The sequence below is a fragment of the Chryseobacterium sp. JV558 genome, assembly GCF_033712365.1.
Taxonomy (GTDB): domain Bacteria; phylum Bacteroidota; class Bacteroidia; order Flavobacteriales; family Weeksellaceae; genus Chryseobacterium.
The window spans coordinates 916,517-928,743 of record NZ_WJHU01000002.1 but is presented as its reverse complement, the minus strand read 5'-3'; the positions used below and the strand labels follow the sequence as shown (position 1 = coordinate 928,743).

Genomic DNA, 12,227 nt, shown 5'->3' with positions numbered 1-12,227 from the left:
TAACAACGGGTGTTTTTTACTAAGACTGCTTAAAAACACAATAAAAATTTAACCAATACGTAAGAATGGTAACCTACGAGAATTTACATGATACGCTATCCTTTTACAGTATTGACTGCCGGCAATCTTACTATATTTCTTCCGGAAAACCCATTTTTGAGTTTCCTAAAGCTCCTTTCAGAATGGATTATTATGCGTTTTGCATCTGTACTGCCGGAGAAATCAATATTGAGATAGACCGTCAGAAGTATAAAGTAGATGCACACAGTTTTCTTATGGCTGCCCCTTCTACGATTGTAAAGTTTGGAAAGACCAGTGACGACTTCACTATGAAACTATTGTTCTTTGACAAGAATTTTCTGATTAAAAATATTTCCAATCCCTTTATCATTGAGAAAATGAATCTTTTCTCCAAAGGGTCTTACAATATTGTAAAAACCTCTTCAAAAAATTCTTTGTTACTCCAGAACCTTCTGGATTATCTTGAAAAAAAATCGAAGAAACAGAGTAAATTTACAGATGAGATTATCAGAACTATTATTTTCAATCTGCTGTTGGAAACTGCTGAGATTATGGAACAGGAGAATTCTTCAACTCCCGGAAAAGAGGATGGAAAAAAAGACCTTTATCTAAAATTCAGCAAACTGATCAGGGAAAATATCAGGCAGCAGCGAACGGTTCAGTTTTATGCGGATCAACTTCACGTTTCTAATAAATATCTTATAGAAATTATTAAAAAATCAAGTGGAAAAACACCGCATGAGGTTATTGATGAAACTTTGCTGAAAGAAGCTTACGTCATGCTTGGGAATTCTGAGATTACAATTTCAGAGATCGCATTTGAACTTCAGTTTAATTCGGCTTCTGCGTTTGGACGTTTTTTCAAAAAACATACTACCTTTTCCCCTTCAGAGTACAGAACTAAAGAAAATATTCAGTCATGAGAATTTGGGGATAATAATTCTGAAATTGGGGATATATATCGCTTTTTGAATAGAGGTACCTTTATACTGTTAATTAAAAACAATACAAGATGAGTACGATCAATTCAAAATTCGACAACGTTTTAAATGCCTCAGACCAGTTTGGAAAAGTAAACCACGAACCGGATTCAAGTAAAGAAGTTCAGATTAACACTCCTGAAAAAACTATGCCTTTCTCCGACCAGATCGGAAATTATCAACGTAATAAAGGAATTCCTTTACAGTCTTACGAAAACAGTAAAATCTATATTGTAGGAAGCGGAATTGCCGGAATGTCGGCAGCTTACTATTTCATCCGTGACGGACGTGTTCCCGGCAAAAACATTATTTTCCTCGACCAGCTAAATGTTGAAGGTGGATCTCTGGATGGCGCCGGTAATGCAAAAGACGGCTATATTATCCGTGGAGGAAGGGAAATGGACATGACCTATGAGAATCTGTGGGATATGTTCCAGGATATTCCCGCTCTGGAATTGCCTGCACCTTACAGTGTACTGGATGAATATCGTCTTATCAATGACAATGACCCGAATTATTCTAAAGCGAGATTAATTCATAATCAGGGACAGATCAAGGATTTCAGCAAATTCGGACTTGAGAAAAAAGATCAGCTGGCCATTGTAAAACTACTGTTGAAGAAAAAAGAAGAACTTGATGATCTTACGATTGAAGATTATTTTGCAGAATCCTTCCTGAACAGCAACTTCTGGTTCTTCTGGCGTTCTATGTTTGCTTTTGAAAACTGGCACAGCTTATTGGAGCTGAAACTGTATATGCACAGATTCCTTCATGCAATTGACGGAATGAAAGACTTTTCATGTTTGGTATTCCCTAAATACAACCAGTATGATACCTATGTAACTCCATTGAAAAACTTCCTGGTTGAAAAAGGAGTACAAATCCAGTTTAATACTCTGGTAAAAGATCTTGATATCCACATCAATACAGAAGGAAAAACAGTAGAAGGAATTATTACTGAACAAAACGGAGAGGAAGTAAGAATACCAATTGGTAAAGAGGATTACGTTATTGTAACAACCGGATCTATGACAGAAAGCACTTTTTACGGAGACAATAATACCGTTGCTGAGGTTACTATAGACAACAGCAGTGCTGGACAAAGCGCAGGATGGAAATTATGGAAAAATCTTGCCGCGAAATCTGAAGTATTCGGAAAACCTGAAAAATTCTGCAGCCATATTGAAAAATCTTCATGGGAATCTGCAACTTTAACATGCCGCCCTTCTGCCTTTACAGAGAAGCTGAAAGAAATGTGTGTGAATGATCCTTATTCCGGAAGAACCGCTACAGGAGGAATCATTACGATTACAGACTCTAACTGGGTAATGAGTTTTACCTGCAACAGACAACCCCACTTCCCTACCCAGCCGGATGATATATTGGTAGTATGGGTATATGCCTTACTGATGGATAAAGAAGGTAATTATATCAAAAAAACAATGCCTCAATGTACCGGAAATGAGATTCTTGCCGAATTATGTTATCACTTAGGAATGACAGACCAACTGGATAACGTGATTGAAAACACAATTGTACGTACGGCATTTATGCCTTATATCACTTCTATGTTTATGCCAAGAGCGCAGGGAGACCGTCCGAGAGTAGTTCCTGAAGGATGTACCAACTTAGGTCTTGTAGGGCAGTTTGTAGAGACCAATAATGATGTTGTATTCACTATGGAAAGTTCTGTGAGAACAGCAAGAATAGCCGTGTACAAACTTCTGAATCTCAACAAACAGGTTCCGGACATCAATCCGTTACAGTATGATATCCGACATTTACTGAAAGCTACCCAGGCTTTGAATGATTACAAACCATTCTTAGGAGAAGGTATTATAAGAAAAGTATTGAAAGGAACTTATTTTGAACATATTCTGGTCAACCGCCCTGAAGAGAAAGAAGAACACGAATCTTTCATCATGGAACAGGTAGGCAGATTCCAGGAATGGGTCAAAGGGGTGAAGGGATAATGAATTTGTTAGAAAATATAAACTAGTCAAAATCCAACATAAGACTGCTGCACCTTTGGTTGCGATGACATTATGTACCAATAAAAAAGCAGGACTGATTAAGTCCTGCTCTTTTTTTATCTATTCCTTACAATTATTAAGGTTTAAAAGAATCTTTCAGAGTTACTGTACGGTTAAATACCATATTCTCATCTGTAGAATCCTGATCTTTTGTAAAGTATCCTATTCTCTGGAACTGAAGAGGCTCACCAACAGCGACATCTTTCAGGCTTGGCTCAGCAAAACCTTTTACGGTAGCCATAGATTCAGGGTTGATGAAGTTTAGGAAATCAACATCTTTCTCAGCATCTGGCTGCTCTACGGTAAACAATTGGTTGTAAACTCTTACTTCTACAGGAATCGCATGTTTTGCAGATACCCAGTGTAGCGTTCCTTTTACTTTTCTTAAACTTTCTTCTGTTCCGCTTCCAGATTTACTCTTCTCATCATAAGTTGCGTAAATTGTAGTGATCTCACCATTTTCATCCTTCTCTACTCTTTCGGCCTTAATGATGTAAGCAGATTTCAAACGAACTTCTCCGCCTAATTTCAATCTGAAGAATTTATTGTTAGCTTCTTCTTTGAAGTCTTCACGCTCAATATATAATTCTCTAGAAAAAGGAACTTCTCTTGTTCCTGCATTCTCCTGCTCAGGATTATTTTCAGTCTCCAACCATTCTTCTTTGTCTTCAGGATAGTTTTCGATCACTAATTTTACAGGATCTACAACGGCCATCACACGCTTCGCAACCTTATTAAGATCTTCACGTACACAGAAGTCTAACAACTGAATTTCGATAAGGTTTTCTCTTTTCGCAACTCCTACTTTATCAATAAAGTTTTTGATGGAAGTTGGAGTAAATCCTTTTCTTCTCATCCCTGAAATAGTAGGCATTCTAGGATCATCCCATCCGGTTACTGCCCCTTCTGCTACCAATCTCTGCAGCTTTCTTTTGGAAGTAATCATATAGGAAACATTCATCCTTGCAAATTCTCTCTGCTTGTTTTTAACCCTTCCTTCTTCATAAACCTGATCCAAATACCAATTGTATAAAGGTCTGTGGTTTTCAAACTCCAAAGAACAAAGCGAGTGTGAAATTTGTTCGATATAGTCGGATTCACCATGAGCCCAGTCATACATTGGATAGATTTTCCATGCAGTACCTGTTCTATGGTGAGGTTTGTTCAAAATTCTGTACATAACAGGGTCACGCATATTCATGTTTGGCGAAATCATGTCAATTTTTGCACGAAGAGACATTGAGCCACTTTCAAATTCTCCGTTTTTCATCCTTTCAAATAAATCTAACGACTCTTCAACAGGACGGTTTCTGTATGGAGATTCAATTCCCGGTTCTGCAGGATTTCTTCTTTGTTCTGTAATTATTTCAGATGCTTGCTCATCTACGTAAGCTTTCCCTTCTTTAATTAACTGAACGGCCCAATCGTAAAGCTGCTGGAAGTAATCAGATGCATACAAAACTTTATCCCATTTGAAACCTAACCATTCTACATCTTTCATAATAGAATCTACGAATTCCTGCTCTTCTTTCTCAGGATTCGTATCGTCGAAACGAAGGTTTACGGGAGCATTGTATTTTTCACCCAAGCCGAAGTTGATGCAGATAGCTTTTGTGTGCCCTACATGCAGATAACCATTTGGTTCAGGTGGAAAACGGAAACGAATCTGATCTTTTTTCAGACCGTTTGCCATATCATCTTCTATAATTTGCTCAATAAAATTGAGTGATTTTTTTTCTTCTTCCATTAAGTAGCTTTTATTTTTTAGCAAAAAAAGTTTCACAAAGTTACGGAAAAATAAGCGTTTGTAAAAGTGATAATTTAAAAGCCTTATCGTTTGTATTTCAATAATTTTCATTAATTTCGGTAAAGCTAAAACCATTTTAACCAATTATCACCATGGCCGTTTATATCTTAAGTAACCGGAAGATAATCCGTAACAAAGGTGAAAGAGTAGATTCTTTTTCCAATGATGAATACTCAATTCCCAATTTCAGGATTGCCAAATGTGATTTTGACAACTATAAAGAACCTAGTGCTCAAGCCAAAAAGAAAAAAGATTACACCAACAGGAATATCTTAAACTATAAGTTTTTCTCTGAACCCGAAAAACAGGGCTACGAAGAAGTTTTGGATGTTCTTTTGAGTGAAAAAGGAATTAAAAAATCTCCTCTTACCGCCAATAATCTCGGCGGAACTCAAAGAATGTTCTATGAACTGTACAAAAACATGTCTTCCACTAAAGACCGAAGTGATGTACTGATATTCATCCATGGTTATCTGTATGATTTTGATGATGAATTAAAGGCTATTCTTGATCTTAAAAAAATATTCATCGATAATCCCGCATCCCCTGTAGAACATATTTTATTTGTAAGCTGGCCGGCCTCAGGAAGTATTATTCCTTTGAGCTATTTTGATGATAAAGCCTCCAGTATCAATTCCGGAACATCTCTGATGAGATTGTTTTATTTCTACACCCAGTTTTTAAAAGATATCTTTTCCAACCGGGATCTTGCACCCTGCAATCAAAGAATTCACCTTATGGCCCATTCTCTGGGAAACAGGGTACTTCAAAGTATGCTGTACAGCCTTAAAAGGGAGAATATACTCCGTGTTATCGACCAGGTTCTACTGTTGAATGCAGATGTCAGCTACAAAGTATTTGAAGATTCCGAAGATTCCTATAATAAACTGCCATTACTGGCCAACCGGATTTCTATTTATCTGAACAGACAGGATGCCGTTTTGGGAATTTCTCAGTTTACCAAAAACATTTTGACACCAAGGCTTGGTAAAAACGGACCAAGTGATATTAATCATTACAAAGATATTGTTTCTATTATCGACTGTACATTTGTAAAAGATGATCTTCTGAACAGTTTTAAATATGAAGTGGGAAATCATTGGGGATACCTTTCCAGTTCGCAGGTACAGGCGGATATTTTTCAGACTTTAAACGGAATAGACCGGAATCTTATCATCAACCGATCCAAGGATAACGAAAACATTTTCACAATTATTTCTTAACAAGTAATTAAAATAATTCATAAAAAATGAACTATATGTTAAAATTAGTTCAAGCTTATAGTATGGCATAAATATTGCTAATTCAAACAATAGGGAATTATATTTTTTTATTATGGAACATATTAGAAAACAGTTTTCTTATATATTAAATTATATAAAGAAGGCCATCTTCGTAAAAGATGTCATTTAACTGAATAACAACCTCTAAATCAACAAAGTATTCGATCCAACAATTACTCATCCTTATAAACAGCCCGGAAAAACAATAAAGTTCCTACAAATCTAATGCAGGAACATATTTTCACGTTTAAACATATTTAAACATTTCTTTAAATTTGTTAAATATTGCTAAATAATTCCCCACTTGTTGTATAATTGAAAAAAGTTTTCGACATTTACTTATCAATCAAATAAAATTAATATCATGAAAAATCTAAAGAAAATCAAAAGAGGAGAATTAAAAGCGATCAAAGGAGGAAGACCACCTCTTGGGTGTAATAGCTGGAATCCGGTTGCTATGTGCTGTAGATCATGGGGTCCAGACTACTGTGGACAAACAACATGTCCAGATTCACCTCCACCATTATGCTAATTAACTTTTAATAGTTATATTTTTGAACCATAACAATTCATTTCTGAGTTCCAGATCGGATTCAAAATTATTGACAAATAAAGCTCCAGTGCCCAAACCTTGAGGCATTGGATTTTTTTTTGTAAAAGTATACTGAGCAATGGCGTTCAATCCTATATTGCTTTCCAGGGCTGAAGTAATCCACCAGCCGATATTCTGGTTTTCAGCAAGGGAAATCCATTCATCCGAACCAGAAAAACCTCCTACCAATGCAGGTTTCAGAATGATATATTGGGGTTTTATTTTTTCCAGAAGCTTTTTCTTTTCTTCAGGATCAATAATTCCGATTAACTCTTCATCCAATGCAATTGGTGTAGGTGTTTTAGCGCATAATTCTGCCATATCTTCCCAATTTCCAGCTTTGATTGGCTGTTCAATAGAATGAATATGAAGATCTGCAAGCTGCTGCAAAACAGTAACGGCTTCATCTTTACTGAATCCTCCATTGGCATCCACACGAAGCTCAAGCTGGTCTTTGGAAAATTTTTCTCTTAGTTTTTGGAGAATAATATGTTCAGATTTCCAATCGACTCCGATTTTTAATTTAATACAGTGAAATCCTTTCTCCAGCTTATCCTGAATTTGTTCTTCCATGTATCCTACCTCTCCCATCCATATCAGACCGTTGATGGTAATAGCTGACTTCTCTTCGGTAAACTCACTCGGAAAATAAATACTGTCACCATATTTCAGATTCAGGACAGCCTGTTCATATCCAAACCAGATGGATGGAAATTCTTTCAGCTCTTCTTTCAAAAAAGTGATATCCTCGTTAATATGTTCACAGAGCCACTGTAGTTTTTCTTCATAACCAGGTCGATCATCAAAGCTCAACCCTCTGAAAATTGCACATTCACCTACTCCTTTTCTTCCGTCTTCTGAAATAGTGAGGATAAAGGTTTCCTTATCAAGCAAAACGCCGCGAGATGTTCCACTCGGGCGTTTAAATTGTAATAAATATTTTAAATAAGTTGCTTTCATTTATTTTACGCTGTCAATACGCATAAATTCTTCTGCTTTTTCTACCATTTGTATGCTTCCACAGAAGAACGGAATTCTCTGGTGAAGTTCTGTAGGTTCTATTTCAAGAATTCTTCTGAATCCGTCTGTTGCTTTTCCTCCTGCCTGTTCTGCAAGGAATGCCATTGGATTACACTCGTATAAAAGTCTTAATTTACCATTTGGAGCCTGTGAGTAAGAAGGATAGATATAAATTCCTCCTTTCAGCATATTTCTGTGGAAATCTGCTACCAAAGAACCGATATATCTTGATGTATAAGGACGGTCTCCTTCTTCCATCTGGCAGTATTTAAGGTAATTTTTTACTCCCTGAGGAAATTTGATATAGTTTCCTTCGTTGATAGAATAAATTTTACCTGTTTTCGGGAAAGTCATATTGGGGTGGGAAAGATAATAAGTTCCCAAAGAAGGATCTAAAGTAAATCCGTTTACTCCGTTTCCGGTAGTATAAACGATCATTGTAGAAGAACCGTAAATAACGTATCCTGCTGCAATCTGATTGATCCCTTTCTGTAAAAAGTCTTCCAGCTGTACGGGAGTTCCAGGTTCAGTAACTCTTCTGTAGATAGAGAAAATAGTTCCTACAGAAACATTTACATCAATATTGGAAGATCCGTCTAGAGGGTCAATCAATACTACATATTTACTTAAGTGGCCGTTTTCACCACATTTAATATCAATAAAATCATCATTTTCCTCAGACGCAATACCACAAACAACCTCTCTTTGAGACAAAGCCGTAATAAAAATTTCATTAGCGATTACATCCAATTTCTGCTGTTCCTCACCCTGAATATTCTGGTTGCCGGCAGCTCCTGTTATATCTACAATTCCGGCTTTATTTACTTCTCTGTTTACCACTTTCGAAGCCAATCTTATTGCGCTCAGAAGACGAGAAAATTCACCTGTAGAATATTGAAAATCGTCCTGCTTATCTATAAGAAATTCTCCTAAAGTCTGTAATGGTTGATTTGACATATTTTTCTTTTTACGTTTTCCCCAAATTTCGGAAAATTTATCGCATTAAGAAAATTTAATTACAAAAGAGCTTAACTATTGTTTTTCAACACAATACAAACAAAACATAAGGTAACACTAAGCAGTTATTAAAAATTACACCTCCGAATTTGTTATATCAGGTACACGAAAAATTTAAATTATTTCAATAATTGTTGATTTTAAGGAAATCTTAATTCTATCATTCCATTCGCCTATTTCATATCTCGTTGTAAATTTATAATTTTGACGTCCGTAAAAAACTCATGTAATTTTTTATCTAACAATTTTATTTTTAACAATTTAATGAAAATTTTCAAGTTTGGTGGAGCATCAGTAAAAGATGCTGAAAGTGTAAAAAACGTGTCCATGGTTCTACAAAGCCAGGGATTTGCCAAATGTTTGCTGGTAATTTCAGCAATGGGCAAGACGACAAACGAGTTGGAAAAAGTTGTAGAACTTTATTTCAAAAAGGATAACTATCAAACTGAGATTGAGAAGATAAAACGAAAACACATTGAAATTGCGGAAGGACTTTTTCCTGAAAATCATGCGGTTTTTGCAGAAATCAATCTCTTTTTTGATGATATTGATTCTTTTTTAAGAAGAAATAAGTCTCCAAATTATAACTTTGTTTATGATCAGGTAGTAAGCTGTGGAGAAATGATTTCTACTAAAATCCTGAGTGAATATCTGAATGAGATCCAGTTTACCAATCAATGGTTAGATGCCAGAGATTATATCAAAACGGATAATTCATACAGAGAAGGTGCAGTAGACTGGACGAGAACTGAAGAGTTTATTTCTAATCTGAATCCTGAGATCTGCTACGTAACCCAAGGGTTCATTGGTTCTGACGAAAACAATTTTACAGTAACACTAGGAAGAGAAGGTTCGGACTATTCTGCTGCTATTTTTGCTTATTGTCTGGATGCTGAAGCGATGACGATCTGGAAGGATGTACCGGGAGTAATGACCGGAGATCCTAGAAAGTTCAGTGATGTTTCTCTACTTTCCAATATCTCTTATGAAGAAGCGATTGAAATGGCTTATTATGGAGCAAGTGTTATTCACCCGAAAACATTACAGCCGCTACAGCAAAAAAGCATTCCTTTTTATGTAAAATCTTTCGTAGATCCTACCAAAGAAGGAACGAAAGTAGGTGCTTCTGACAAAAACCAACAGGAAGAATCTTATATTTTAAAAGAAAACCAGGATCTTCTGAAGATATCTACAAGAGATTTTTCTTTTATTGCAGAAGACCATATGAGCTTAATTTTTGGATATTTATCTAAATATAAGATCAAGGTTTCCTTAATGCAGAATTCTGCTATCTCCCTGGCATTGTGCCTTGAAGACAAATTTAATCATATAGATGAGCTCAACCAAGAGCTTCAAAAAATTTTTAAAACCGAAGCAATTAAAAATGTATCTTTATTCACAGTAAGAAATGCGAAGATGGATCACATTGATAAATTTTACCATGAAAAAAATGTATTATTGGAACAAATTTCCAAGAATACTCTTCAAATGGTAACACAATAATATTAATTGCGACTAAACACACATGAGTTTAATTTCGAAAAACGATCTGATCAAAGCTTCCGGCTTAAGTAAACTTGGGTTCCTCAAGAACCCGGTAGCATCTGCTGTGATGAGCATTGCTAAAATAAACGAAGTAAATAAATTATACGATAAACTAAAAGACAAGGAAGGCAAAGACTTTTTCGACTCATTTGTAAGAGAAAGAAACCTAAGCTATGTAGCTTTTGAAGAAGATCTGGCAAAGATTCCGAAAACGGGACCGTTTATTCTGGTTTCCAATCATCCGTTGGGTGCTATTGACGGAATTCTGATGTGCAAGGTCTTATCAGAGGTTCGTCCGGATTTCAAGGTAATGGGGAATTTCCTTTTGGAAAAGATCAAACCTATGGAACCGTTTGTAATCGCTGTAAATCCTTTTGAAAACAGAAAAGAAGCTTACAGCAGCTCTTCAGGAATGCGTGATACGCTCAAGCATTTGCAAAATGGAGGCTGTGTAGGTATTTTTCCGGCAGGAGAAGTTTCCAACAAAAACAATCCTTACGGAGAGATTTTAGATAAAGAATGGGAAAAAACGGCACTTAAGCTTATCAGAATGGCTAAAGTGCCTGTAGTTCCTATGTATTTCCATGCTAAGAACAGCCATCTTTTTTATCAGGTGGCTAAGCTTCACCCGAATTTGCAGACCCTGATGCTTCCTGCAGAAATGATGAATGACAGAGAAAAACCTATCAGAATCAGAATCGGACGTCCAATTACGGTAAAGGCAATGGATGACATGGAAACGATTGAAGAATTGGGAGAGTTTCTGAAACGTAAGGTTTATATGATGAAATCTTACTATGAAAAGAGAAAATCTCTTGCTCAAAGCATCAATCTTCAGAATTTGTCTGTAAAGTTTCCTTTGTTGAAGGAAGAAAATATTGTTCAGAATATCATTGATGAAACGCCCCTTGAAGACATCGTTAAAGATGTTGATAAATTGAGAGGAACGGATAAAATGCTGTTCAGTAACGGAAATTACGAAATCTACTTTACCACTTACGAGGAAATCCCTTCTATTATGAGGGAAATCGGACGTCAGAGAGAGCTTACTTTCCGTGCGGTAGGTGAAGGAAGTAATCTTCCGTTTGACCTTGATGAGTATGATAAGCATTACCATCACCTTTTCCTTTGGGACAATGGTGAGAAAAAACTGGCTGGAGCTTACAGAATGGCACTGGGTAGAGAGGTCATGAAGAAATATGGCATCAAAGGCTTCTATACAAGCTCTTTATTTGAGTTTGAACAGGACATTCACCCTTTCTTTAAAAAGGTGATCGAAATGGGCCGTGCCTACATCTGCCAGGAATATCAGCAGAAACCACTGCCTCTTTTTCTATTATGGAGAGGAATTGTACATGTATGCCTGAGAAATCCTGACCATAAATTCCTTATGGGTGGTGTGAGTATTTCAAATAAGTTCTCGGAATTTTCAAAATCTCTGATGATTGAGTTTATGCGTTCCAATTATTTTGATTCTGCAGTAGCTCAATATATCACTCCAAGGAATGAGTATAAGGTAAAGCTTCGTGACAGGGATAAAAATATTTTCTTTGAGGAAATGGAATCTGACCTTAATAAGCTGGACAAAATCATTGACGATCTTGAACCTGAATTGAGACTTCCTGTTCTGATCAAAAAATATATCAAGCAAAATGCTAAAGTAATCGCTTTCAACGTGGATCCTAACTTCAATGATGCGATAGACGGATTGATGTATATCCGAATCAGTGATCTTCCGGAAAACACGATTAAACCTGTATTGGAAGAGATGAGTGAACAGATCAGAAAGGAGCAGGAAAATAATCCGGCTGATAATCAGTAAGTTTTTAATTTTATTCAAAAAAAGTACGATGAATACTTGCTTTGTATACTAAAACTTACTACTTTTGCATCACTTTAAAACAACGAAGTAAATAAACAAAAACATAA

General features: G+C 36.1%; 9 protein-coding genes. 6 read left to right on the top strand and 3 right to left on the bottom strand.

Features of this window, described 5'->3' with window-relative positions:
• Positions 1 to 65 precede the first annotated feature (65 nt).
• Positions 66 to 944 (top strand): AraC family transcriptional regulator, encoded by an 879-nt coding sequence (locus GFU89_RS09995; RefSeq protein WP_318846989.1) that lies wholly within the window; start codon positions 66 to 68, stop codon positions 942 to 944.
• 89 nt (positions 945 to 1,033) lie between these two features.
• Positions 1,034 to 2,974, top strand: a complete 1,941-nt coding sequence (locus GFU89_RS09990; protein ID WP_318846988.1) for an oleate hydratase — start codon at positions 1,034 to 1,036, stop codon at positions 2,972 to 2,974.
• A 136-nt stretch (positions 2,975 to 3,110) separates the two neighbouring features.
• On the opposite strand, the gene GFU89_RS09985 is transcribed toward GFU89_RS09990, so the two are convergent.
• Entirely contained in the window at positions 3,111 to 4,781 is a 1,671-nt protein-coding gene (locus tag GFU89_RS09985) for a glutamine--tRNA ligase/YqeY domain fusion protein (RefSeq protein WP_318846987.1), read from the bottom strand.
• Positions 4,782 to 4,933: 152 nt separating this feature from the next.
• Here GFU89_RS09985 and GFU89_RS09980 point away from each other — a divergent pair, with 152 nt between their 5' ends.
• Complete coding sequence (locus GFU89_RS09980) at positions 4,934 to 6,064, top strand: alpha/beta hydrolase (RefSeq protein WP_318846986.1); 1,131 nt, start codon at positions 4,934 to 4,936, stop codon at positions 6,062 to 6,064.
• Between the two features lie 424 nt (positions 6,065 to 6,488).
• Complete coding sequence (locus GFU89_RS23345) at positions 6,489 to 6,656, top strand: bacteriocin-like protein (protein ID WP_413228585.1); 168 nt, start codon at positions 6,489 to 6,491, stop codon at positions 6,654 to 6,656.
• On the opposite strand, the gene GFU89_RS09975 is transcribed toward GFU89_RS23345, so the two are convergent.
• Both GFU89_RS09975 and fbp read right to left on the bottom strand, forming a co-directional pair.
• Positions 6,657 to 7,676, bottom strand: coding sequence for an o-succinylbenzoate synthase (locus GFU89_RS09975; RefSeq protein WP_318846985.1), 1,020 nt, complete (start codon positions 7,674 to 7,676; stop codon positions 6,657 to 6,659).
• Entirely contained in the window at positions 7,677 to 8,693 is a 1,017-nt protein-coding gene (gene fbp, locus GFU89_RS09970; RefSeq protein WP_047421077.1) for a class 1 fructose-bisphosphatase, read from the bottom strand. It abuts the gene before it with no gap.
• Between the two features lie 324 nt (positions 8,694 to 9,017).
• Here fbp and GFU89_RS09965 point away from each other — a divergent pair, with 324 nt between their 5' ends.
• Together GFU89_RS09965 and GFU89_RS09960 are read left to right on the top strand one after the other, a co-directional pair.
• Positions 9,018 to 10,256 carry an aspartate kinase gene (locus GFU89_RS09965; protein WP_318846984.1) on the top strand — a complete coding sequence of 413 codons (1,239 nt, stop codon included), beginning with the start codon at positions 9,018 to 9,020 and terminating at the stop codon, positions 10,254 to 10,256.
• Between the two features lie 22 nt (positions 10,257 to 10,278).
• Complete coding sequence (locus GFU89_RS09960) at positions 10,279 to 12,120, top strand: lysophospholipid acyltransferase family protein (protein ID WP_318846983.1); 1,842 nt, start codon at positions 10,279 to 10,281, stop codon at positions 12,118 to 12,120.
• The last annotated feature ends 107 nt before the right edge of the window (positions 12,121 to 12,227 follow it).

Coding starts and splice junctions, on each gene's coding strand:
- GFU89_RS09985 (WP_318846987.1), bottom strand. CDS start 4,781: ATGGAAGAAGAAAAAAAATCACTCAATTTTATTGAGCAAATTATAGAA.
- GFU89_RS09995 (WP_318846989.1), top strand. CDS start 66: ATGGTAACCTACGAGAATTTACATGATACGCTATCCTTTTACAGTATT.
- GFU89_RS09975 (WP_318846985.1), bottom strand. CDS start 7,676: ATGAAAGCAACTTATTTAAAATATTTATTACAATTTAAACGCCCGAGT.
- GFU89_RS09980 (WP_318846986.1), top strand. CDS start 4,934: ATGGCCGTTTATATCTTAAGTAACCGGAAGATAATCCGTAACAAAGGT.
- GFU89_RS09990 (WP_318846988.1), top strand. CDS start 1,034: ATGAGTACGATCAATTCAAAATTCGACAACGTTTTAAATGCCTCAGAC.
- fbp (WP_047421077.1), bottom strand. CDS start 8,693: ATGTCAAATCAACCATTACAGACTTTAGGAGAATTTCTTATAGATAAG.
- GFU89_RS09965 (WP_318846984.1), top strand. CDS start 9,018: ATGAAAATTTTCAAGTTTGGTGGAGCATCAGTAAAAGATGCTGAAAGT.
- GFU89_RS23345 (WP_413228585.1), top strand. CDS start 6,489: ATGAAAAATCTAAAGAAAATCAAAAGAGGAGAATTAAAAGCGATCAAA.
- GFU89_RS09960 (WP_318846983.1), top strand. CDS start 10,279: ATGAGTTTAATTTCGAAAAACGATCTGATCAAAGCTTCCGGCTTAAGT.